We start from the raw sequence: 22,882 nt of genomic DNA on the forward strand, positions 1-22,882 counted from the left end.
CAAACTCTTAAATAAAGTTGATTTGGTGTATTTTTGTTATTTTGTAATTATTAAAAATTGACGTTATGGTATTCGTATCCAGTTTTCAAAGAACTATCTCAGCACCACTTGTTTTAAATGGTACATTTACTATTATACACACTTTTTTGTTTCTGTTACAAATATTTTTATTTTTTTTATTAACAATTTTTAGATGTGATTTTTATTCACAAAAAGCTACCAAAAAAACTTTATATGACTATATTATTAACCTAAAAAAATTGCGAAATAAAAAGAATTCCCATGATTTAGGAACTCTTTTATGAATTGGTTTAATAAAAATTATTTAATTTTGTCGTTTAAAGCGTTTTTTAAGACTTTTTCGCCTTTGTAAAAACCACAATATTTACATGCTTGGTGAGGAATTATTTGTTGTCTACATTGTTTACATTCAACTAATGTTGAAGCTGTTAATGCGTGGTGACTTCTTCTTAAGTGTTTTCTTTGTTTAGAGGTTTTTCTCTTTGGAACTACTGCCATTTTTGTCTCCTTATTATGTTTAAAATATTAAATTGGTTGATTAGTTAATTAATTAAACTAATTGGATAACAGCCATTTTAGCGTTGTCACCTTGACGGTTTTGAACTTTAATAATTCTTGTGTATCCACCGTTACGTGATTGGTATTTAGGTGCCAATACGTCAAATAAATATTGTAATGAGTCTTTACCTTCTTGCATTGAAGGGATTAATCTTAAAAATTTAGCTGCTTGTCTACGACTTGCTAGGGTGTTTTTCTTGCCTAAAGTAATCATTTTTTCTGCATTAGATCTGATTCTTTTAGCTCTTTCTAATGTAGTTTTTACTTGACCGTGAATTAATAGATCAGTAACTAATGATCTTTCCACATGGTTTCATCATTCAGTATTTCTACGAAATAGTTGTTTTGGATTTGCCATTATTCTTCTCCTTCTTCATTAGTATCTGATTCTAAAACTTCGATAGTTTCGCCATCGTTTCCTTCATTTTTTGAAGCTCATTCTCTTCTTCTATCAATAATATCTTGAACTGATTTTTTACCTAAGTTTTTGATATTAGATAGTTCTTCATCACTTAATTTCATAATTTCATCAATGCTGGTGTAACCTGAACGTCTTAAAGCATTTAATGATCTGATAGTTAAGTTTAATTTTTCAATAGGAATAGAAGATTTTGGTGCTTTTTCTTTCTTTTCTTTATTTTCGTCAAATAATTCAATAGTTTCTAAAGCATCAATGTTTCCAATAATTTGGAAGTGAGCTACAATGATTTTAGCTGCTTGTTCCATTGCATCTTTAGCTTCAATTGTACCATCGGTTTCAACATGAATTTTTAAACGTTCTTCGATTGTTTTTGATGAGCTGTTTAAATCTTCAAATGAAATACCACATTTTTTAATTGGGCTAAAGTCAGAGTCAATTGCTAAGTATTGACCTTTTTTGATTTTACTTTCTAATTTAGGTCCGTATTCATCGATTACGTGTTTATTTTCTTCAAAATCAATAAAGCCGCGACCAGTACGTAAGAATAAATCAAATTCTAGTGAACCACCTTTAGAGATGTTTGCAATGTATTGGTCTTTATTAACAATTTCTAGACCTGGAATGCTTTCGATTTCTGAAGCGTAAACTTCACCTTCTTTATTAGTTTTGAATGAAACTTTTGCTAAATTTTCTTTTTCAAATAATTCCGGGGTATAAACGAAGCGAATTTTTCTAATGTTAGCAACTAAAGTGATTGCATCTTCTTTAATGCCACTAATAGTTTGAAATTCGTGTTCAACGTTATTAATTTTAATTGCGAATGGTGCTACTGATGTAATTGAAGATAATAAAGTTCTTCTAATTACAGTACCGATAGTGTTACCAAAACCACGCATTAAAGGTTCAATAACGAAAGTTGTGTTAAAATCATTTGTTTTTTCAGCTACTAATTCTTTGTATGTAATTTTTTGGATTTTTTCCATGCTGTCTCTCCTTATTGTTTACTATTTCTTATCTCGATTATGCTCTTTTAAGAATTTTTTTGGGAGGACGAGTACCGTTATGTGGAGTAGGTGTTACGTCTTTAACTTCTCTGATTATGAATCCACTGGTTTCGATTGCTTTTCTAGCTGTACTTTTACCTGGTCCAACACCTTTAACTAAGATAGAAACTTCTTTTAAACCAAATTCTTTAGCTTTTTCAACAGCTGCTTGTGCTGCTAACCCAGCTGCATATGGGGTTTTTTTCTTGGTGCCTTTGTAACCAATTGCACCTGATGAACTTCATGCAAATACATTACCTTTTAGATCTGAAAATGAAACAATAGTGTTTTGGTAGGTTGAGTGAATGTGTGCAATCCCTTGGGTTACAACTTTTTTATTTTTCTTTGCCATTATTATTTACCTTTCTTTCCTGCTATTGTTTTTCTTGGGCCTTTTCTAGTTCTTGCATTTTTCTTGGTTGATTGACCACGAACTGGAAGTCCTTTTCTGTGTCTAATACCACGGTATGATTTGATTTCCATTAGACGTTTAATGTTTAAGTTAATTTCACGTCTTAAATCACCTTCGGTGGTGTATTTTTTAGCTTCATCTCTGATACGTGTTAATTCTTCTTCTGTTAAATCTTTAACTCTTTTTTCACCGTCAACATTAGCATCAGCCAAGATTTTAGCTGCTAATGTTTCACCGATTCCAAAAATGTAGGTTAAAGAAATACGAACTTTTTTATTATTTGGAATTTCAATGTTTAAAACTCTGGCCATATTAATTATCCTTGTCTTTGTTTATGTTTAGGGTTAATGCAAATTACTCTATTAACACCGTGTCTTTTGATTATTTTACAATCTTTGCAAATACGCTTGATTGAAGCTCTTACTTTCATGTTTTCTCCTTTTATTTGTGTCTGAAGACAATTCTACCTTTAGTCATATCATAAGGACTTAACTCAACATCAACCTGATCGCCTGGAATCATTTTAATATTGTGAAATGACATTTTTCCAGAGATAAAGGCTTTAATTGTGATGCCGTTTTCTAATAAAACATCATAATCTTTAGTTGAGTGCATTTTGGTAATCTTGCCTGACATTTTGATTGCGTCTTTTGCCATTAAATGTTGTCTCCTGATAGAATGTATGCTTGATCATTATCGATCAAAACTGTTTGTTCGTAATGTGCAGTATTTAAATGAAATGGATCATATACTGTTCAGTCGTCTTCTTTGACTAGTACATTCTTTGATTTTTGTAAGATCATTGGTTCGATGCATATTACCATACCGTTACGAATAACTGGCCCGGTATTTGGCATACCATCATTAAATACGTATGGGTCTTCATGTAGTGAACGACCTATGCCGTGTCCGCAATATTCATCAGGGGTATAATAACCTCTTTTTCTAATTAAATCACCAATTGCGGCTGATATATCACCAATGCGTTTGCCTACTTTAATCGAATTAAAGCCGGCATAGAAAGCGTCTTTAGCTACTTGAATTAATTCTTCGTCTTTTTTTGAGATTTTACCAACACCTTTTGTGAAGGCAGAATCTGAATAATATCCTTCTCAAATAACTCCAGTATCGATTTTAACGATATCTCCTTCTTTTAGGCGATAGTCGCTAGGAATACCATGAATTAATTCGTCATTAACAGAAATGCAGCATGTTCCGGGGAACCCGTATTGACCTAGAAATGCTGGTTTTCCGCCTCTTTTTCTTATTTCTTTAAAAGCGACGCTATCAATCTCTTTTAAAGAAACGCCTGGACTTATGAAGTCTCACAATACTGTTTTGACTTCTGCCAAGATAGCGCAGGCTTTTTTGATCTTTTGAATCTCTTGTTGATTCTTAATTATGATCATCCTAAAGCCTTCTTTACGTCGCTATACACTTTTTCGAATTCTTGGTAGCTATTGATTTCAATTAGCATACCTTTTTCACGATAGTAATCAATTAAACATTTAGTTTGTTCTTCATAAACTTTTAAACGTTTAATAATAACTTCGGGTTCATCGTCGACACGTTTGATTACTTCAGTGCCGCATTTAGTACAAAACTTACCATCACGAGGAGGAAATGATTCCAAGTGAAAAATAGTTTTGCAACTTGGACAAATTCTACGTTTTGATAAACGATCGATAATTTGCTCTTGGGTTATTTTTAATAAAATAGCCTTTCCAATTTTAATACTTTTTTGCGATAATGTTTGCAAAAAGTTTGCTTGTTCGATTGTACGTGGGTATCCATCTAAGATAAATGGCTTATTTTCGCTTACTAATGTGGTTAATCTTGTCTCAACTAAACGGTTTGTTAATGAATCATCAACATATTTACCAGAATCTAAAATTGACTTTATTTCAAGACCGATTTCAGTTTGGTTTTTAATTTCTTGTCTGAACATATCACCGGTCGAAAGTTGAAAGTAACCGAAGTCTTTAACCAATAAAGAAGCAATTGAACCTTTACCAGCTCCAGGCGCTCCTAAAAAGATTAAATTAGGTTTTGAATCATGTTCTGTATTAGCGATATTACAATTACATGATTTTTGTGAATGATCTATCATATTAAATCTTCTTCTTCCTCTCCGTACATTTCTTTAAGTTCACGAATCATTCTTCTCTTTCTTGCTAATTCTTGTGATTTGTATCTAGCTTTAATTTGTTGTACAGTTTCATAAGCTGTTGAAACTAAAATCATAATGCTGGTACCGCCAAAAGCGATTGAGGCAGGCATACCAAACATTTGTTGCACAAATTGTAATATACCCAAGATAATTAAATAGCCAGATGAGAAAAATGATAATCTAAGCACAATATTTAACAAATAGTTTTCAGTTTGTTCACCAGGTCTAACACCAGGAATGAACGTACTGCTTTTTGCAAAGTCTTCACTAATTTTATCGATTTTAGATTGTTGAATACCTAATAGAATAGTTAATCCAAAAGTAATAATAACAAATAAGAAAAATCCTAAGGGTTGGGTAAATTGTAAATTAGCATATACTCAAACATAAAACTTACTTGTGTTAGGATCCATCATATTTGCAATCATCGTTGGAACTGATAAGACCATCATAGCGAAGATGATACTCATTAGTCCGGCCGGATTAGCTTTGATTGGTAAATAACTTAACTCTTTTTCGTTTTTTGAAAGGCCGGCTCCAACTTGTTGAATTGGAATGTGTCTTTCAGCAATAGTAAAGATTACAACGATAAATATTGTTAGTAAATAAGCCAAGATGTAAACACAATAGTTAACAACTTCTTGTAAAACAATGTTGTTTTGTGCAGCAGATGGCATATAGAATTCGAATGCGTGTTTAAAGGTTGGAATTAAAGCACTGGCAATCCCAACGAAAATGATTAAACTTGTTCCGTTTCCTACCCCTTTATTAGTGATTTGTTCACTTAAAAATAAAGTAAAGAAAGAACCAGCTACCAAAATCATTGGTAAGATGAAATATTCGTATGCTAATGTGCCTTTAGGCCCTAACATCTTAACAAGTTCAGGCGAAAAAGTAATTCCAAACCCTTGACGTGGGTTAATTAATGCTTTTGTGATTAATAAAGCTTGAATAACCGCAAAAACAAAAGTTACTCCATAAGTAATGAAGTTAATTTTAATCCGGCCCTGCGGACCTGATTGGCTTAACCTATGGATAGCAGGAAAGGCCTTTGTTTGTAAAATCATCATAACCAAACTTGATGAAATAAACGGACCTATCCCTAAAGCGACAATGGAGAACTGTCTCAGTCCTCCACCACCTACTAAGTTTAGAATCCCAAAGAAATCTCCTTGGGTAAGTTTATCGGGGTTAGCTAAATTAACTCCAGGAATGGTTAAAGTTCCTGCGGCTAGAAAAAGAGTAATAATAAACAAAGTGAAAATAATCTTCTTTAAAAGATCGTGATTTTTTCATCATTCGTTTCACGTATTACGTTTGTCATTAAAGAATTTGTCGATGGCAATTTTGCGCTCAACTCTTTCTGCTTCGACGTCCTTTTCTAACTTAGTTTTTTTAGCCATTATTTAACCTCGATTTTTCCTCCGACTTTTTCAATAGCTTCTTTAGCAGCTTGTGAAAGTGTAGGAATTTGTACATTAAGTTTTTTAGTTAAAGTACCTTTAGCTAAAATTTTAACTGGTAATGCACCTTTGATTAAATTTCTTTCTGCAAGTGTTTCATATGAAACTACTTCATTGTTTTCATAAACTCTTTCTAAGTCTGAAAGGTTTACAACTTGGTATTCAACATGGTTTACGTTGTTGAATCCACGTTTTGGTATTCTTCTGAATAGAGGTAATTGTCCCCCTTCAAATCCCATTCTTACTGTACTTCTTTTAGTTTGACCTGATTGTCCACGTCCTGCTTGTTTACCTTTACCAGCTGCGTGACCACGACCTACACGGTGTTTTGCTTTACGTGCACCTGGAGTAGCTTTTAAATTATTTAATTGCATACTTTTGTCTCCTTAAATTATTTAGATAATAAGTGTTTTACATCGATATCACGTAATTTAGCAATATCTTCAACTGTTCTAACTTTTTTAAGAGCATTGATAGTAGCGTGAACAATGTTTTGTTTGGTTCTTGAACCATAAGTTTTGGTTGAAATGTCAGTGTAACCTGCTAATTCAACTACAGCACGAACAGTGTTTGAGGCAATAATTCCGGCACCTTTAGGAGCTGGACGTAATTGTACTCTAGAAGCTAGGAATTTTTCATGAATTTCATGAGGAATTGTTCCATTAACAACTGGAACTGAGAAAACATTCTTTTGTGCGTCTTTAACTGCTTTTTTGATTGCATCTTGAACTTCGTTTGCTTTTCCGTGTCCAAATCCAACTTTACCTTTTTTATCTCCAACTACTACATATGCTGAGAATGAGAATCTACGTCCACCTTTAACAACAGTTGTAACACGAGCAATATCAATTACTTTTTCTTCGTATTGTTTAGGTTGAACTTCTCTTTTAACAAATTGTCTTGGTTTTCTGTCGGTACGTACTTTTGCACCTTCAGCTTTTTTATCTTCTTTACGTGATGAAGCAACTACTTTAGTAGCAGAAGCTTGTTCTTCAACGTTCTTTTTCATTTCTTCAGCCATTAGAATTTAATCCCTTCTTCTCTTAATGTATCGCAAAATGCAGCAAGTTTTCCGTGGTAAATGTAACCTGAACGGTCGAAAACGATTTTTTCAATTTTTGCTTCTTTTAATTTAGCAGCAAATGCTTTAGCAACTAATTTAACGCTTTCAATGTTGTTTCCTCTTTGATTTTCTGCTAATTGTTTAGTTGATGAAGATACGATAGTTGTGTGAGTAAGGTCATTTACTGCTTGTGCATAGAAGTTGTGTAATGATTTATAAACAACTACACGAGGAGTAGATGCAGTACCTTTAGCTAATTTATTAGTAATTTTTAAGTGTTTTGCTTTACGTTTTAAATTTCTTGATAACATAATCTATTTCTCCTTATATAACTACTTAGCAGCAGTTTTTCCTTCTTTACGTCTAACAACTTCATCTTTGTACATAATACCTTTACCTGAGTATGGGCTTGGGCGTCTGATGTCACGGATATTAGCAGCGAATTCACCAACAGCTTGTTTATCAATTCCTGAGATAACAATGTTAGTTGGTTTTGGAACTTCAATTTTTAAATTTGAAGGTAGTGTAACGTTTACTGGGTGTGAGTAACCAGCAATAATTTCAATTTCATTTCCCTTAAGGGTGGCTTTGTAACCAACCCCTTTGATTTCGATTTCTTTTTTGTAACCTTGTGAAACACCAATTAGCATGTTTTTAATATTTGCATTGGTTGTACCGTGTAACATTTTTGTAGTTTTTTCTTCATTTGATCTTAGAGTTTTAATTTCGTTATTTTCAACTACAACTTTAATTAATGGTGAGAATGTATATTCTAATTGTCCTAATTTACCTTTAACAACAATGTGATTGTTTGTTAATTCAACTTCAACATCGGCAGGAATTGCTAAAACTCTTTTTCCAATTCTAGACATAATTTAATTCCTTATTATCAGATGAAAGCAACTACTTCGCCACCAACGTTAGCTTTTCTTGCTTCTTTATCTGTTAATAAACCTTTAGATGTTGAGATGATTGCTGTACCGTATCCACTTAGAACACGTGGTAATTTTTCAGATGATGAATATACTTTTAGACCAGGTTTAGATACTCTTTTTAATCCTGAAATCGCTGATTGGTTTTGGTTCATTCCTTTGTATTTTAAGGTAACTTTTAATTGTTTGAATGGTTTTCCCTCTTCTGAAACAACTTCAAAGTTAGTAATGTAACCTTCACGTTTCATAATTTCTAAGATTCTTTCTTTTTTGTTTGAGTGAGGTAAAACTACTTCGTGGTATTTACGTGAAATAGCATTTCTCATTCTAACAAACATATCTGCAATCGGATCAATAATAATAGCCATAATTATCAGCTCGCTTTCTTTACACCAGGAATTTTTCCTTCGTGTGCTAATTCTCTAAAACAAATTCTACAAATTTTATATTTACGTAAAACTGCGTGAACACGTCCACAAATTTGGCAACGTGTGTATTTTCTAACTTCAAATTTAGGTTCACGTTCAGCTTTAACCATTAATGCTTTTCTTGCCATGCTTAATCTCCTTAGTTATTGTTACCTTTAGCAAAAGGCATACCTAAATGTTTCAATAATGCAAATGCTTCTTTGTTTGATTTTGCATTGGTTACAATGATAACGTCCATACCTTTTAATTTACGGATTTTATCGAATGAAATTTCTGGGAAAATGATTTCTTCTTTGATACCTAGGGCGTAGTTACCACGTCCGTCAAAGCTTTTTGTTGATGTACCGTTAAAGTCACGAACACGTGGTAAAGCAACATTGATTAATTTTGTTAAAAATGCTCACATTTTTTCACGTCTTAATGTTACTTTTCCACCCATTGGCATGCCTTCACGTAATTTTCATGATGCTAATGATTTTTTAGCGGTGGTTTGGTATGGTTTTTGACCAGCGATTTGAGCTAGTTCAACCATAACTTCTTCGATAGCTTTTGAGTTTGATACTTCATTACCGGCGGTCATGTTAATAACAATTTTTTCTAGTTTTGGAGCTTGCATTACACTGGTGTAACCAAATTCTTTAACTAGCGCTGGACGAATTTCTTCTAAGTATTTCTTTTCTAATGCTAATTTTTCAGTTTTTGCCATAATAATAATCTCCTTTACTAGATAGCCTTGTTAATTTTTTTCATGAATCTTTGTTTTTTACCGGTTTTGCTATCAACTTTTCATCCAATTTTTGTTCCAACTGAGTGTTGTCCTTCAGCACCTTTTTTAGCTAAATAGGCAACGTTTGAAACGTGAACTGGAAATTCTTTTCTTTCAATTTTACCTTCTTGGTTTTCTTGAGAAGGTTTGTGGTGTTTGGTTTTCATGTTTACTTCTTTTAAAGTAACAGTTTGGTTTTTAGTATCAGTCGCTAATACAGCAGCAAATTTACCTTTATCCTTACCAGCGATAATTAAAACCATATCATTTTTTCTAATTTTAGCTTGAGACATAATTATAAAACCTCCGGAGCTAATGAAATAACTTTTAAGTAACCTTTGTCACGTAATTCACGTGCAACTGGTCCAAATACCCGAGTTCCTCTTAATGATCCATCTTCTTTGATTAAAACAACTGCATTGTCATCAAATCTGATGTATGAACCATTATCACGAGCTAATCCTCTTTTAGTTCTAACGATAACTGCTTTAACAACTTGACCTTCTTTAACCATACCATTAGGAATAGCTTTTTTAACTGTAACAACTACAACGTCACCAATGTTAGTTGATCTAACGATAGATCCACCTAAGTTTTTGATGATCATAACTTCTTTAGCACCTGAGTTGTCAGCTACATTACATCTTGAAAATTCACTAAGCATTTTCGTTTCCTCCAATAGCGTGAGATTTGATTTCTACTAATCTAAAGTGTTTGGTTTTTGAAAGTGGTCTTGTTTCTTGAATCTTAACAACATCCCCGATTTTAGCTTCGTTTCTTTCATCATGAACAGCGAATTTCTTTGATTTTTTGAAACGTTTTGAGTATAGAGGGTGTTTTTCATAAGTTTCAACAACAACGGTGATAGTTTTGTCGTTTTTAGTTGATACAACGGTTCCAACTAAAGTTTTACGACGGTTTTCTCTAACTTGAGCTTCCATTATTTATCTCCTTGTTCTTTTTTAGCATTTAATGCGGTTAAGGTTCTAGCAATATCTTTTTTAACTAATTGAATTTTGTGAACTTGGTCTAATTGACGGGTTGCGTTTTTAAAACGTAATGAGAATAATTCGGCTTTTAAATCAGCTAATAAAGTTTGTAATTCTTTAACTGATTTTTCTTTTAATTCTGTATAAGACATATTATAAAGCCTCCTTGTTTTCTTTATTTTCGGTTACTTCTTTAGCTACGATTTTTCATGTAACTGGTAATTTGTGACCACCTAATCTTAGGGCGTCTTTCATGGTATCTACTGTGTTACCCATAACTTCGAACATAACTGTTCCTTCTTTAACGACTGCAAATCATTGATCAGGTGAACCTTTACCTGAACCCATACGAACACCAATAGGTTTACTTGTTTTTGACATATGTGGGAAGATTTTGATGATAACTTTCCCTTCACGACCCATACGACGAGTAATGGCAATACGGGCTGCTTCGATTTGACGAGCGCTAATTCATGCTGAACTAGTTGATTTTAATCCGAATTCGCCAAATGAAACGGTGTTATTTCTGTGAGCTTTTACCTTGTCGTGACGGATACGGAACATTTTTCTGTGTTTAGTTCTTTTTGGTTGAAGCATGTCTTTCACCGCCCTTTCTTGGTTTTCTTTCTCTTGTTTTTTCTTCTAAAGCGTTTTCTGCTTGAGCATCATCACCTAAGATTTCTCCTAGAGAAACTCAAACTTTAACACCTAAGATACCGTAAGTGGTTTTAGCTGTTGTAACAGCGTAATCAACATCTTGTCTTAAAGTATGTAATTTCATTTCACCTTCGGTATATCCTTCGGTTCTAGCCATATCAACACCATTTAGACGGCCTGATACTGAAGTTTTGATACCTTTAGCTCCAGCTTTCATAGCGCTTTTAATTGCAAATTTTTGTGCTAATCTGAAGCTTCCACGGTTTTCTAATTTAACGGCAATACCTTCAGCTAAAAGTCTTGCATTTAAATCAGGGTTTTTTAGTTCAATCACTTCGATTGTGATGTTTGCATTTCTGTTTCTAATAGCTTTTTTAAGTTCAGCGGTTAAAGCTTTAACGTTTTCACCGTTGGTTCCTAAAAATGCTGCTGGTTTAGCTGTGTATACGTAAACCATAATGTGACCAGTTTGGTCTCTTTTAATTTGAACATTTCCAATTAAGTATTCACGAACTTTTTTATCAAAGAAGTCGTAAATTTTTTGATCTTCTAAAAGTAAAGTTGAGAAATCTTTTTTGTCAGCGTATCAAGTTGTGTTGTGGTTTTTAGTAATACCGTAACGGAATCCATTTGGATTAACTTTTTGACCCATTATTTATCTCCTTTACTTAATAATTCTGCCATTTCTTCAGCTGAAGCGATTTCTGATACTTCGATGTAGAAGTGACTTGTTCTTTTTAAAATTGGATATGCTCTACCTTGTGAGTGAGGTTGGAATCTTTTTAAAGTAGGTCCGTCGTTAACAAGAATTTTTGAAACATAAAGTTTTGTTGCATCAAGTCCAGCATTGTTTGTTGCGTTAGCAATTGCTGAGTGTAGAAGTTTAAGGATAATTTGAGAAGCTTTTTTGTTGGTTGTTTGTAAGATCACTAATGCTTGGTTAGCTGATTTGTAACGAATTAAATCTGCTACTAATCTTGCTTTACGTGGGCTAATTCTTTGCATGTTAACTGATGCATGCACAGTTTTGTTATTTAATGAAGCCATAAACTATTTCTTTCCTTTATCTGCACCGTGACCATTGAAGGTTCTTGTAGGTGAGAATTCTCCTAATTTGTGTCCTACCATGTCGTTTGTAACGAATACGTCGATGAATGCGTGTCCATTGTGAACTTGGAATGTTAATCCAATAAATTCAGGGTAAATGGTTGAACGTCTTGATCAGGTTTTAATTGGACGTTTTGGAGCTTTATTTTCAATAATAGCCACTACTTTTTTCATTAAGTGATCATCAACAAATGGAGCTTTTTTTAGTGAACGAGCCATTATTTATTTTCCTTTCTTCTTCTAATGATGAATTGGTTTGATGCTTTCTTGGTTGCTCTTGTTTTAACTCCAAGCGCTTTTTTACCTCATGGAGTCATAGGACTTTTTCTACCAATAGGTTGTCTACCTTCACCACCACCATGAGGGTGATCGTTAGGGTTCATTGCAGAACCACGAACGGTAGGTCTGATTCCTCTTAATCTGTTTCTACCAGCTTTACCGATGTTTACTAATGAGTGTTCTTCGTTTCCTACTTCACCAATAGTTGCACGGCAAATGCCTAGAACTTTTCTAACTTCGTTAGATTTTAATTTTAGAATTACGTATCTTCCGGTTTCGTCTTTACCTAAGATTTGTGCTGAAGCACCAGCTGATCTAGCGATGATTCCACCTTGTTTTGGTTGTAATTCGATGTTGTGAACTAATGTACCTTCAGGCATGTTTTTTAAAGGCATGTGGTTACCGATTTGAATATCCACGTTTTCACCTGATAAGATAACTTGTCCAACTTTAATACCTTTAGGGCTGATAATATATCTTTTTTCACCATCAGCATAAGCAACTAATGAAATGTTTGCCGATCTGTTTGGATCGTATTCAATAGTTTTAACTACTGCTGGAATGCCGTCTTTGTATCTTTTAAAGTCTACAATACGGTAGAATCTTTTTAATCTACCACCGTGGTGACGGGTTGTGATTTTACCTTGATTATTTCTTCCTGAGTGTGTTGGAAGAGCAACTAACAATGATTTTTCTGGAGCGTGACCAGTTAAGTTAGCTTGGTAATCAAGAGAAGACATATTACGGCGACCATTGGTATATGCTTTAAACTTTTTAATAGCCATAATGTTTTCTCCGTTCTTAAAAATATTGATTTCTTTTAAGATTATTTATTAATTGATAATAATGTGTAATTAATCTTATACTTAAGCAAGATTAATTATTTAGCTTCTTTAGCTTGTTTTGCTTCAGCAGCTTTTTTAATTTTTTCTGCAGCTTTCTTTTCAGCTTCAGTAATTTCTTTTTCAGCTTTTACTTCAGCTTTTTTAGCTTCTTCCACTTCTTTTAAAGCTTCTTTAGCTTCTTCTGCAAATAAAACGATCTTAGATTTTTCATCTAGATATACAACAGCTTTTTTAACAGCGTTTTTAAATCCTGCATATCTTCCTAATTTAGCTGGTTTTTTGTCGTAGTTCATAATGTTTACTTTTAGAACTTTAACGTCAAAAATAAATTCAACTGCTTTTCTAACTTCAACTTTGTTTGTTCTTTTATCAACAACAAATGTATATACGTTTTGGTTTGCTCTAGCTAATTCTGATTTTTCAGTTAGAACTGGATATTTAATAACTTCATTGATATTCATTATTTTGCCAACCCTTCTAGAACTTTAACGTCGTTTTCGCTAATAACTAATACATCAGCTGCTAATAAAGCTTCAACTGATAAACTTGTAACTTTGGTTACGTGAACGTTTGGTAAGTTTCTTGCTGACATAAATACTGTGTCGTTTGATGAAACTAATAAAACGTTGTTTAAGTTTACTAGTTTGTCTTTAGCCATTTCTGTTAATAAAGCTCTTGTTGAAATTTTGTCTAATGCGTATTCTTTTACTAATACAGCTTGATCGTTTGCTAATAATGTTAATGCTGATAATAATGCATTTCTTCTAGCTTTTTTATTGATTTTTAGATTGTAGTTTCTTTCAGTTGTAGGACCGAATACTTTACCACCACCAACAAAGATAGGTGATCTTAATGACCCAGCACGTGCATTACCGGTGTGTTTTTGTGCTCATGGTTTTTTACCTGAACCACTTACTTCACCACGGGTTTTAGTTTTGTGAGTTGCTAAACGTTTAGCTCCTCTTTCAGCTAAAATAGCATCGAAAATTGCTTGGCTGTAAACTTTTTCTAATCCAAATACTGATTTTGGTAAGTTTGTTGTGTCAAAGGCAACATGTTTTGCATTGTCTTTCTTAACGCTTGGAGTTTTAACTTTTGGAGCAGCTTTGTCAACTAAATTTTCTTTTTCGATAAATTCGATTGCTTTAGTGTTTTCAACTTTGTTTTCGCTTACTTTTTCAACGATAACTTTTGCTTTTGCTAAATCAACTGAACCACGGTATGCACCATCACGGTGGAATCATACTCTGGTGTCATTTTTACTTTTTTCACTAACTCTAATGAATTCTTCAACAGCTTCTAAGAAGTGAGCGAAGTTTCCAGAAATTTTTTGGTTAGCTTTTTTGAAATTAAATGAAATGTTTCTGTCAGCGTCAAATTTTTCAGAAATGTAGTATTTTTCTAATGATGATTTTTTAGTAGCCATTATTTATTTTCTCCTTCTGATTTAGCGATTGCTTCATTTAATGCTGCTTTCATTTCTTTTAATGACATTTCCATGTTTAGTTCTAAGTTGTATTTTTTAGCTTGTTCAAAAATTTCGTTTTTGGCTAAAGCTTCTTTTAAGTTTAGTAATTCAATAACCGCTTTCTTTTGTAGTGATTTCTTAGCGTTTTTAATTACTAATAAAGCACCTTTTGCTCCTGGAACGCTACCCTTAATTAAAAGTAGGTTGTTTTCTGCGTCTTCTTTAACAACTTCTAAGTTTTGAATAGTAACTTGTTCATGACCTAGGTGACCAGGCATTGTCATACCTTTTCAAACTCTGTTTCCAGAAATGTCTCCTAAAGAACCAGTTTGTCTGATAGGTTGTGAACCACCACCACCACCGTGAGATTTAGGTCCAATGTGTTGGTTTCATCTCTTAATGGTTCCGGCGAATCCTTTACCCTTAGAGATAGCTGTAACGTCAACAACGTCTCCAGCTTCAAATAATGAAGCATCTACAGTATCACCTAAGTTAAATCCAGACATATCACGGATTTCTTTAACGAAGCGCTTAGGTGTTGTGTTTGCTTGTTTGAAATAGTTAATTTCAGGTTTTCTAATTTGTGAATTTTTCTTGTCTTCTACAGATAATTGGGTCGCAACGTATCCATTTTTTTCTGAAGTAAGAACTTTAGTCACAACATTTGGTTTAACTTCAACTACGGTAACTGGAATTAATTTACCTTCAGATGTGAATAGTTGAGTCATTCCAACTTTTCTTCCTAAGATTCCTTTCATGATTTTCCTTTCTAATATTTATGGCTGTTCTTATTATTTATATTTAATAAAAAAAACAAATATCTGTTATTAGTTAACAGATTTTAAGTTAATTTGAACACCAGCAGGTAGTTCTAATCTTTTAGCTTTATCAACTAATTGTTCGGTAACGTTTGATAAAACGATTAGACGTTTGTGGGTTCTGCTTTCGAATTGTTCACGAGATTTTTTGTTAACGTGAACAGATCTTAAGATGGTAACAATTTCTTTACGTGTTGGTAGAGGAATTGGTCCACTTACAGTAGCTTTTTCAGCTTTAGCTAATAAAACGATTTTTTTAGCAGCGTCTTCAACTAATTGAGCGTCAAAAGCTTTAATTTTAACTTCTAATTTCATAGTTTGTTCTCCTTCTTCATTTTTGAAGTAACTCCGCACAAGTTCTCGATTTGCGAGATGAACAACTAAGCTCGGCATATCGTAACCTTGTGTTTCTAAGTTGTAGTTGCACGTTTAATTATAACAAATAATTTTTTTTTAACCAAAAATTTATTTTTTATTTATAAATAGTTTAAAAATCTGCGTTTTTATTATGTTTTTAAGTATAAAATCGGCTCTTTTAATAATAAATAATAAAAGCTTTTTCTAAAGTGATAAATTTTTTATCTACGAATTATTTTAAAATCGGATAGCTACAAAATGATATTAATAATTTTATGCGAAAAATGATACTAAATTTTGTCAAATTTTAAAAAGGTATATCTTTATTTTAATTATTTTTTAAACGAGGAAAATTAATTTCATCCCTTGATTTATTTAGCTAATAAATTTGCTTTTTTATCTTTATATTTGACTTAAATAATTAAGACGGTTTTTTAATCTAAATAATTGTTTTTTAGTCTTAATTAAAGATTTTTATTAATCTTCTTTGAAAAAAATTACAAAAAATACACTTGTTTAAATGCTTTTTTATAGAAAAACAATTTGAATAAAAGTGTATAAAAATAAGGTAAAATATATTACGCTACTTTAATAAAATTAAAGAAATTTAAAAGCACTATAAAATAATTATTTTTCACAAGATTATAAGGAGAAAAAATGAAATCTACAATTTTCGATGATATTAAATATCTTGAAAAAATGGATAAATGATTCAGAGCAGCTAACTACATTAGTGTTGGTCAAATTTATCTAAGAAATAATCCATTACTTAGAAAACCATTAACCGAAGAAGATGTTAAATTATATCCAATCGGACACTGAGGAACCATTCCTGGACAAAACTTTATTTACACCCATTTAAATCGTGTAATTAACAAATATGATTTAAACATGTTTTATATCGAAGGCCCAGGTCACGGGGGACAAGTTATGATCTCAAACTCATATTTAGATGGTTCATACACTGAAATCTATCCTCAAATTACCCAAGATGAAGCCGGGCTACAAAAAATGTTTAAACGTTTCTCATTCCCTGGCGGAACTGCATCACACGCCGCACCTGAAACTCCTGGTTCAATCCATGAAGGTGGAGAATTAGGTTATGCATTAAGCCACGCAACCGGAGCAATTTTAGATAATCCTAATGTTATTGCCGCAACCGTTATCGGTGATGGTGAAGCCGAAACCGGACCGCTATGCGCTGGATGATTCTCAAATGTTTTCATTAACCCAGTAAATGACGGTGCTGTTTTACCTATTGTTCATTTAAACGGTGGAAAAATTTCAAACCCAACCATTCTATCAAGAAAACCAAAGGCTGAAGTTGAAGAATACTTTAGAGGTATGGGATGAGAACCTATCTTCGTTGAATGAGAAGAAAGTAAATCAAACATGGCAATGCATGAAGAAATGGCAAAAGCAATGGACAATGCAATTGAAAAAATTCAAGCCATTTGAAAAGAAGCTAGTCAAAACCCTGCTGAAGAAGCAACCAGACCTACCTGACCAGTTTTAGTTGTCAGAACACCTAAAGGTTGAACAGGACCTAAACAATGAAACAACGAAGCAGTTGAAGGAAGTTTCAGAGCTCACCAAGTTCCTATTCCTGTAAGTGCATTCAAAATGGAAAAAGTTGCTTATTTAGAAGACTGATTAAGATCATATAAACCTGAAGAACTATTTGATGAAAAAGGCGAAATCTTAAGCGAAATTCGCGATTTAGCTCCTAAAGGTCTAAAAAGAATGGCAGTTAACCCAATAACTAACGGGGGAATTAATCCAAGAGCATTAGACATGGGCAATTGAGAAGAATTTGCTTTAGATATTAAAAAACCTGGTGAATTCAAAGCTCAAGACATGGTTGAAATGGGTAAATACATGGCTAAAATTATGACATTGAACCCTGACAACTTTAGAGTATTTGGACCAGATGAAACTAAATCAAACCGTTTATTTGCACTATTTGATGTAACTAAACGTCAATGATTAGAATATGCATCACCTAAATATGATGAATGAGTATCTCCTGCTGGTAGAATTATAGATTCACAATTATCAGAACACCAAGCAGAAGGTTTCTTAGAAGGTTATGTATTAACCGGACGTCACGGTTTCTTCGCTTCATATGAATCATTCTTAAGAGTAGTTGACTCAATGCTAACCCAACACATGAAATGAATGAAAAAATCACTTGAATTGCCTTGAAGACACGGCTACCCTTCATTAAACGTTATTGCAACCTCAACCGCATTCCAACAAGACCACAATGGTTATACTCACCAAGATCCAGGTTTATTAGGCCATCTAGCTGATAAAAGACCTGAATTAATTCGTGAATATTTACCAGCTGACTCTAACTCATTATTGGCAGTTATGGACAAAGCTTTAACTGACCGTAATGTAATCAACCTAATCGTAGCTTCAAAACAACCTAGAGAACAATTCTACACCAAAGAAGAAGCTAAAGAACTTGTTGAAAAAGGATACAAAGTTATCGACTGAGCATCAAACGTAAGTTTAGATGAAGAACCAGATGTTGTATTCGTTGCATCAGGTGTTGAACCAAACTTAGAAACACTAGCTGCAATCTCGATTATGCATAAAGAATACCCACATCTAAAAATTAGATATGTAAACGTTGTTGATTTATTAAGATTAAGATCTCCAAAAATTGACCCACGTGGTTTATCAGATGAAGAATTCGACAAAGTATTTACTAAAGACAAACCTGTTGTATTTGCTTTCCACGGATTTGAAGGTTTAATTAGAGACATTTTCTTTGACAGAAACAATCATAATTTAATAGTTCACGGATACAGAGAAAATGGAGATATTACTACAAGTTTTGACATCCGTCAATTAAGCCATATGGACCGTTTCCACATTGCTAAAGATGCTGCTCACGCTATCTTCAATAACGATGCAAAACCATTCATGGCTAAGATGGACAAGAAATTAGCCGACCATACCGCATACATCCAAGAATATGGCTATGATATGCCTGAAGTTGTTGATTGAAAATGAGAAAATATTAACGTAGAAAAATAATAAAATTTCTTCGTTTTATGATAAAATAGACCATAGTTAATTAACATAAGTTTAAATAGGAGCACATTATGAAAAAAGATATTCATCCAAAATATGGTCAAATCAAAGCTGTTTGTTCATCATGTAACGCAGAATTTGAATTTGGCTCAACTGCTGATAAAGTTACTTTAGATGTTTGCTCTAATTGTCACGCATTCTACACAGGAAACCGTACCGATGTTAAGGCTCGTGGTCGTGTAGAAAGATTCAACAAGATATTAGAAAAATCTAAAAAAAATTAGCATTTTAAAAGTCTGGTTTTGTCCAGACTTTTAATTTATTTTATTTTAGATGCAATAATGGAATCCAACGCTATAACCAATGTTTGATGAATCATTTTCTCATTTGGCGCTAAAGTCTTTAACCTTAATTTCGCCCTTGCTTGCTTGCGATGATTTAATTAAGCCAATAGCAGAACCTATTGTTGAAAATGCGGCCGGTATAAGCGCTAAAATCGTTGAAATGATGGAACTAAAAGCAAAACCTCCTATAATTTTTTCTTTGGTTTCATCGTTCATTTTTTTAAAGCCATCTAACATAATATTCTCCTTTCATTTCTATCATAAAAAACGAAAGTGAACTTTTGCAAATGATGGGAATTAATTAAGAAAAAAATAATAAAACTTAGCAATCAGTACATTGCTAAGTTATTTTTTAAAAATTATGATTTGGGTCATCGATTGTTTGACTTTGATTATTAATTACGGTATTTGTTTTATTTTCACTATCAAATGAAACTGATTCAATTGTTTTAGCTTCATCTTCATCGATTTCATTAGCTTTATTTTTCTTGTTTCTAATTGAAGAAATTAAAACTAAAATAATGATTGATAGTAAAGCGGCAATTGCCCCTAATACTAATCACATATCAGCAAAGTTAAATGTTCCGTAATTTGCTCAAGGTAAATTAATTATGTCTCTTACCCCACCAAATGCAAAACGGTCATACATATTACCAAATGAACCAGCCGAAACAAGCGCTAATGCAGCAATTGTTCAGCGGTAGCCTTTGTCTTTAAAAAACAAGGTAATAAACAAGGTTCCGGCCATAATTAAGATACTGATAATATGTAATCCCACATTGCCTAAACCTAATTCGATTGTTGTTCCGGCGTGGAATACCGATCAGAATCTTATGAAGCCGCTTGAGTAAACAACATATTCAGGGCTCGAGCCTTGATATCCAGTATGATAAATATATTTTTTAGTTAATAAATCAATTAATGAACCAGCTATAAATACGGATAAATAAATTGCTAAGTTAATTAAAATAATTTTTCAATTGTTTTTTCAATATTCTTTGGTAAAAAACTCTGGCCGTTTAATGGTTTTTTTACTCATTAATTACCTCTTTACATCTATTGCAAATTTCAAGTTTTTCATCAAAATTATTTTTTTCGAAGTGATTTCAACATCTTAAACATTTTACACTGTCAAGTTTCTCAACTTTGGTTTCATTTCCGAATGAAACCTTAGCTACCATTAATAACTTGGTTAAAGGTAAGCTCTTAATTCATTCAGAGTCAGTGTTGATGATTACGTGAGCTTCATTTTGACGTTTCATTGTTTGGTTTTTAATCTTTTCTTCAATTAAACGATATACTTCTTCTTTTAATTCGAAAAATGGGGCTCACTTAGTTTCTAAATCATCGCTAAAAGCATGTCCTTTGATAAATGGCAGCATGTGAACTGAAATTTCTTTTAAAGGAATATTAAAATAAGTATAAATATCTTCAGCAGTGGTTGGTAATATTGGAGCTAATGCTTTACTTAACATCAATATTAATTGTGAGAAGATATATTGAACTTGTCTTCTTTCAGGATTATTAACTTTTTCTAAGTATAAAATATCTTTAGTAATTGAGATATAGTAACTACTAAAATCAATAATAAAGTTGTTAATATCTTTAATTACGTTAACGAAACGATATTGTTCATAATTATTTAAAATTCTAGTTTCTAGATTGTTAATTCTTTCAAGCATTAAAGCATGAATTGATGATACTTCAACATCTTTAAAATCATAATCTGATAAAGCCCCTAACATGAATTTAAATGTGTTTCTTATTTTACGGTAGATTTCAACAGTTTGTAATAAGATTTTGTCATCAATTGTAACATCAGCTGTATATTCTGAATTAGCTGCTCATAATCTTAAAATGTCTGAACCATATTTATTAACTACATCAAGTGGGTCGATAGTGTTTCCCTTAGATTTAGACATCTTTTGGCCTTTACCGTCAAGCACAAAGCCGTGTGATAATAAAGCTTTAAATGGGCTTTTCGCTCTTCAAGCCACTGAGTTAATTAATGAACTATTAAATCAGCCTCTGTATTGGTCAGAACCTTCTAAATATAAATCAAAAGGAGCTTTCACATTGCCTGGTTCTACACCGATTGAAGTTGAGCCTGAATCAAATCAGACATCCATAATATCAGTTTCTTTAGTAAAACCTAAATTACGGAATTTTTCAGGTAATAATTCATCAGCCGATCTTTCATATCAAACATCCGAACCGAATTGTTCAACTAAGTTAATTACGTAATCAAAAATTTCATTGTCGATTACAGGTTGTTTATTTTTATCATAGAAAATAATGATTGGAACGCCTCATGTTCTTTGACGTGAAATACATCATGTTTCGCGATTTTCAAGCATCAGTGCTAAACGTTTCTTACTTCAATCATTGTATGTTTGAACGGTGTTTAATGCTTTTTGAATTTCTTCTTTAATTGGTTTTAATGAAACAAATCATTGTGGTGTTGCACGATACATAATTGGTAAATGTGTTCTTCAATCATGTGGGTATGAGTGCTTAATTTTCTTAAATGCAACTAATAAACCATTTTCTTCCAAGAATTTGCCTACAAGTGGATTAGCATCATCATAAAACACGTTGGCAAACTGTAATGCTTTATCATTCAACATACCATCATCTTCAACGTGCATAATTTTTACTAGATTATTCTTATTTCCGATAATAAAGTCATCTTCACCGAATAATGGCGCCATATGAACTAAACCGGTACCATTTTCTAATGTAACGTGGTGACCTTCTACAACCGGACATTCCATTTTATTAATTGGGCTAATGTATTTGGCTTCTAAAATTTCTTTACCTTTTAGATTTGCTATAACTTCAAATTCTTCTCATTTAGCAACTTGGGCTACAGTTTCTAATAAATCTTTTGCAACAACATATCTTTTATTATTTGCCTTAACTAAAACATAATCAAAATCAGCGTTTATGGCAACACCACTATTTGCAATTAGCGTTCAAGGAGTGGTTGTTCAAATTAATAAATAGTCACCTTTTTTAATGTGTTCAGTTTCTTTTGAAACTTCGAATCCAACATATAATGACGGAGAAACGTGGTCAGCATATTCAACTTCAGCTTCAGCTAATGCAGATTGTGATGAAGGAGATCAGTAAATAGGTTTTAAATCTTTATAAATTAAGCCTTCATTAAGCATTTTTTGGAATAGTTTTAATTGTTTTGCTTCAAATTTTTTATCTAAGGTTACATAGATTTCGCTAAAATCAGTTAATAAGCTTAATCTCTTGAATTGTTCTTTTTGCTTTTCAACTTGTGATAAGGCATAGGCAGCAGCTTGTTTTCTTAATTCAACAGCTGAAAAATCTTTTGCATTTTTCTTGGCTTCAGATAACATTTTGTGTTCAATTGGCAAACCATGTGTATCTCATCCAGGTACAAAAGGTGAATAAAAACCTTGCATTGTTCTAAATCTAACAATGATGTCTTTTAAGATTTTATTTAAAGCGTGACCAGCGTGAATATTTCCGTTTGCATAAGGAGGCCCGTCGTGTAAAATAAAGCTTTCGTGATTTGCATTACGTTTTAGAAGTTGTTGATATATTTGGTTTTCTAATCATTTAGCATTGTACATTACTTCTTTTTCTGCCAAATTTGCTTTCATAGAGAATTCGGTTTCTGGCATTAATAAAGTATTTTTATAATCTTTTTTTTCTTCCATA

General features: G+C 32.6%; 35 protein-coding genes. 2 read left to right on the top strand and 33 right to left on the bottom strand.

What is annotated here, in order from left to right:
- Nucleotides 1-321: 321 nt before the first annotated feature.
- The 30 genes from rpmF to rpsJ all read right to left on the bottom strand — a co-directional run bounded on the left by rpmF (nt 322) and on the right by rpsJ (nt 15,755).
- Entirely contained in the window at nt 322-519 is a 198-nt protein-coding gene (gene rpmF / locus FJR74_RS02005; RefSeq protein ID WP_140914882.1) for a 50S ribosomal protein L32, read from the bottom strand.
- 52 nt (nt 520-571) lie between these two features.
- Nucleotides 572-937, bottom strand: coding sequence for a 50S ribosomal protein L17 (gene rplQ / locus FJR74_RS02010; RefSeq protein WP_140914883.1), 366 nt, complete (start codon nt 935-937; stop codon nt 572-574).
- Nucleotides 937-1,983: a DNA-directed RNA polymerase subunit alpha gene (locus FJR74_RS02015; protein ID WP_140914884.1), complete on the bottom strand. Its 1,047-nt coding sequence runs from the start codon at nt 1,981-1,983 to the stop codon at nt 937-939. Before FJR74_RS02015 ends, rplQ begins: the two co-directional genes overlap by 1 nt.
- Nucleotides 1,984-2,020: 37 nt before the next feature.
- The gene (rpsK, locus tag FJR74_RS02020) at nt 2,021-2,395 is read right to left on the bottom strand and encodes a 30S ribosomal protein S11 (protein ID WP_140914885.1); all 375 of its coding nucleotides are present in this window, start codon (nt 2,393-2,395) and stop codon (nt 2,021-2,023) included.
- A gap of 2 nt (nt 2,396-2,397) precedes the next feature.
- Entirely contained in the window at nt 2,398-2,766 is a 369-nt protein-coding gene (gene rpsM, locus FJR74_RS02025) for a 30S ribosomal protein S13 (protein ID WP_140914886.1), read from the bottom strand.
- Nucleotides 2,767-2,771: 5 nt separating this feature from the next.
- Nucleotides 2,772-2,885 carry a 50S ribosomal protein L36 gene (gene rpmJ / locus FJR74_RS02030; RefSeq protein WP_002881082.1) on the bottom strand — a complete coding sequence of 38 codons (114 nt, stop codon included), beginning with the start codon at nt 2,883-2,885 and terminating at the stop codon, nt 2,772-2,774.
- An 11-nt stretch (nt 2,886-2,896) separates the two neighbouring features.
- A complete protein-coding gene (infA, locus tag FJR74_RS02035) occupies nt 2,897-3,112 on the bottom strand; it encodes a translation initiation factor IF-1 (protein ID WP_140914887.1) in 216 nt (71 codons plus the stop codon).
- Complete coding sequence (gene map, locus FJR74_RS02040; RefSeq protein WP_140914888.1) at nt 3,112-3,864, bottom strand: type I methionyl aminopeptidase; 753 nt, start codon at nt 3,862-3,864, stop codon at nt 3,112-3,114. Before map ends, infA begins: the two co-directional genes overlap by 1 nt.
- Nucleotides 3,855-4,565, bottom strand: coding sequence for an adenylate kinase (locus FJR74_RS02045; RefSeq protein ID WP_140914889.1), 711 nt, complete (start codon nt 4,563-4,565; stop codon nt 3,855-3,857). Before FJR74_RS02045 ends, map begins: the two co-directional genes overlap by 10 nt.
- Complete coding sequence (secY, locus tag FJR74_RS02050; RefSeq protein WP_140914890.1) at nt 4,559-6,028, bottom strand: preprotein translocase subunit SecY; 1,470 nt, start codon at nt 6,026-6,028, stop codon at nt 4,559-4,561. Before secY ends, FJR74_RS02045 begins: the two co-directional genes overlap by 7 nt.
- Complete coding sequence (gene rplO, locus FJR74_RS02055) at nt 6,028-6,462, bottom strand: 50S ribosomal protein L15 (protein ID WP_140914891.1); 435 nt, start codon at nt 6,460-6,462, stop codon at nt 6,028-6,030. The genes secY and rplO overlap by 1 nt, the downstream gene beginning before the upstream one ends.
- A 17-nt stretch (nt 6,463-6,479) precedes the next feature.
- A complete protein-coding gene (gene rpsE / locus FJR74_RS02060) occupies nt 6,480-7,097 on the bottom strand; it encodes a 30S ribosomal protein S5 (RefSeq protein ID WP_241860262.1) in 618 nt (205 codons plus the stop codon).
- Between the two features lie 11 nt (nt 7,098-7,108).
- Entirely contained in the window at nt 7,109-7,462 is a 354-nt protein-coding gene (rplR, locus tag FJR74_RS02065; RefSeq protein WP_140914893.1) for a 50S ribosomal protein L18, read from the bottom strand.
- 21 nt (nt 7,463-7,483) lie between these two features.
- Nucleotides 7,484-8,023, bottom strand: a complete 540-nt coding sequence (gene rplF / locus FJR74_RS02070; protein ID WP_140914894.1) for a 50S ribosomal protein L6 — start codon at nt 8,021-8,023, stop codon at nt 7,484-7,486.
- A gap of 14 nt (nt 8,024-8,037) precedes the next feature.
- Nucleotides 8,038-8,451, bottom strand: coding sequence for a 30S ribosomal protein S8 (gene rpsH, locus FJR74_RS02075; protein WP_036476098.1), 414 nt, complete (start codon nt 8,449-8,451; stop codon nt 8,038-8,040).
- Between the two features lie 2 nt (nt 8,452-8,453).
- Complete coding sequence (locus tag FJR74_RS02080; protein ID WP_140914895.1) at nt 8,454-8,639, bottom strand: type Z 30S ribosomal protein S14; 186 nt, start codon at nt 8,637-8,639, stop codon at nt 8,454-8,456.
- An 11-nt stretch (nt 8,640-8,650) separates the two neighbouring features.
- Nucleotides 8,651-9,217 (bottom strand): 50S ribosomal protein L5, encoded by a 567-nt coding sequence (gene rplE, locus FJR74_RS02085; RefSeq protein ID WP_140914896.1) that lies wholly within the window; start codon nt 9,215-9,217, stop codon nt 8,651-8,653.
- Nucleotides 9,218-9,234: 17 nt separating this feature from the next.
- Nucleotides 9,235-9,570, bottom strand: coding sequence for a 50S ribosomal protein L24 (rplX, locus tag FJR74_RS02090; RefSeq protein ID WP_140914897.1), 336 nt, complete (start codon nt 9,568-9,570; stop codon nt 9,235-9,237).
- 2 nt (nt 9,571-9,572) lie between these two features.
- Nucleotides 9,573-9,941 (bottom strand): 50S ribosomal protein L14, encoded by a 369-nt coding sequence (gene rplN / locus FJR74_RS02095; RefSeq protein ID WP_140914898.1) that lies wholly within the window; start codon nt 9,939-9,941, stop codon nt 9,573-9,575.
- A complete protein-coding gene (gene rpsQ, locus FJR74_RS02100) occupies nt 9,934-10,218 on the bottom strand; it encodes a 30S ribosomal protein S17 (RefSeq protein WP_140914899.1) in 285 nt (94 codons plus the stop codon). The genes rplN and rpsQ overlap by 8 nt, the downstream gene beginning before the upstream one ends.
- On the bottom strand, nt 10,218-10,418 hold the full coding sequence (gene rpmC / locus FJR74_RS02105) for a 50S ribosomal protein L29 (RefSeq protein ID WP_140914900.1): 201 nt from the start codon (nt 10,416-10,418) through the stop codon (nt 10,218-10,220). The genes rpsQ and rpmC overlap by 1 nt, the downstream gene beginning before the upstream one ends.
- 1 nt (nt 10,419) lies before the next feature.
- Nucleotides 10,420-10,863, bottom strand: coding sequence for a 50S ribosomal protein L16 (gene rplP, locus FJR74_RS02110; RefSeq protein ID WP_140914901.1), 444 nt, complete (start codon nt 10,861-10,863; stop codon nt 10,420-10,422).
- Nucleotides 10,841-11,575 (bottom strand): 30S ribosomal protein S3, encoded by a 735-nt coding sequence (gene rpsC, locus FJR74_RS02115; RefSeq protein ID WP_140914902.1) that lies wholly within the window; start codon nt 11,573-11,575, stop codon nt 10,841-10,843. The genes rplP and rpsC overlap by 23 nt, the downstream gene beginning before the upstream one ends.
- Nucleotides 11,575-11,970, bottom strand: coding sequence for a 50S ribosomal protein L22 (rplV, locus tag FJR74_RS02120; protein WP_140914903.1), 396 nt, complete (start codon nt 11,968-11,970; stop codon nt 11,575-11,577). The genes rpsC and rplV overlap by 1 nt, the downstream gene beginning before the upstream one ends.
- Nucleotides 11,971-11,973: 3 nt before the next feature.
- Complete coding sequence (gene rpsS, locus FJR74_RS02125) at nt 11,974-12,249, bottom strand: 30S ribosomal protein S19 (RefSeq protein ID WP_027122892.1); 276 nt, start codon at nt 12,247-12,249, stop codon at nt 11,974-11,976.
- Nucleotides 12,249-13,094 carry a 50S ribosomal protein L2 gene (rplB, locus tag FJR74_RS02130; RefSeq protein WP_140914904.1) on the bottom strand — a complete coding sequence of 282 codons (846 nt, stop codon included), beginning with the start codon at nt 13,092-13,094 and terminating at the stop codon, nt 12,249-12,251. Before rplB ends, rpsS begins: the two co-directional genes overlap by 1 nt.
- Nucleotides 13,095-13,189: 95 nt before the next feature.
- On the bottom strand, nt 13,190-13,615 hold the full coding sequence (rplW, locus tag FJR74_RS02135) for a 50S ribosomal protein L23 (protein WP_140914905.1): 426 nt from the start codon (nt 13,613-13,615) through the stop codon (nt 13,190-13,192).
- Nucleotides 13,615-14,580: a 50S ribosomal protein L4 gene (rplD, locus tag FJR74_RS07885; protein WP_140914906.1), complete on the bottom strand. Its 966-nt coding sequence runs from the start codon at nt 14,578-14,580 to the stop codon at nt 13,615-13,617. Before rplD ends, rplW begins: the two co-directional genes overlap by 1 nt.
- Nucleotides 14,580-15,380 carry a 50S ribosomal protein L3 gene (gene rplC, locus FJR74_RS02145; protein WP_140914907.1) on the bottom strand — a complete coding sequence of 267 codons (801 nt, stop codon included), beginning with the start codon at nt 15,378-15,380 and terminating at the stop codon, nt 14,580-14,582. Before rplC ends, rplD begins: the two co-directional genes overlap by 1 nt.
- A gap of 69 nt (nt 15,381-15,449) precedes the next feature.
- Complete coding sequence (rpsJ, locus tag FJR74_RS02150) at nt 15,450-15,755, bottom strand: 30S ribosomal protein S10 (RefSeq protein ID WP_140914946.1); 306 nt, start codon at nt 15,753-15,755, stop codon at nt 15,450-15,452.
- Between the two features lie 699 nt (nt 15,756-16,454).
- Here rpsJ and FJR74_RS07890 point away from each other — a divergent pair.
- Together FJR74_RS07890 and rpmE are read left to right on the top strand one after the other, a co-directional pair.
- Entirely contained in the window at nt 16,455-18,845 is a 2,391-nt protein-coding gene (locus FJR74_RS07890) for a phosphoketolase family protein (RefSeq protein ID WP_140914908.1), read from the top strand.
- Nucleotides 18,846-18,913: 68 nt separating this feature from the next.
- Complete coding sequence (rpmE, locus tag FJR74_RS02160) at nt 18,914-19,126, top strand: 50S ribosomal protein L31 (protein WP_140914909.1); 213 nt, start codon at nt 18,914-18,916, stop codon at nt 19,124-19,126.
- A 45-nt stretch (nt 19,127-19,171) separates the two neighbouring features.
- On the opposite strand, the gene FJR74_RS02165 is transcribed toward rpmE, so the two are convergent.
- From FJR74_RS02165 to ileS, 3 genes are all read right to left on the bottom strand, one after another.
- Complete coding sequence (locus tag FJR74_RS02165) at nt 19,172-19,423, bottom strand: hypothetical protein (RefSeq protein WP_140914910.1); 252 nt, start codon at nt 19,421-19,423, stop codon at nt 19,172-19,174.
- A gap of 115 nt (nt 19,424-19,538) precedes the next feature.
- Nucleotides 19,539-20,225 (bottom strand): signal peptidase II, encoded by a 687-nt coding sequence (locus tag FJR74_RS07895; RefSeq protein WP_140914911.1) that lies wholly within the window; start codon nt 20,223-20,225, stop codon nt 19,539-19,541.
- Nucleotides 20,218-22,881 (bottom strand): isoleucine--tRNA ligase, encoded by a 2,664-nt coding sequence (ileS, locus tag FJR74_RS07900; protein ID WP_140914912.1) that lies wholly within the window; start codon nt 22,879-22,881, stop codon nt 20,218-20,220. Before ileS ends, FJR74_RS07895 begins: the two co-directional genes overlap by 8 nt.
- Between the last annotated feature and the right edge of the window lies 1 nt (nt 22,882).

It is taken from the genome of Metamycoplasma neophronis (genome assembly GCF_006491995.1).
Classification (GTDB): Bacteria; Bacillota_I; Bacilli_A; order Mycoplasmatales; family Metamycoplasmataceae; genus Metamycoplasma; species Metamycoplasma neophronis.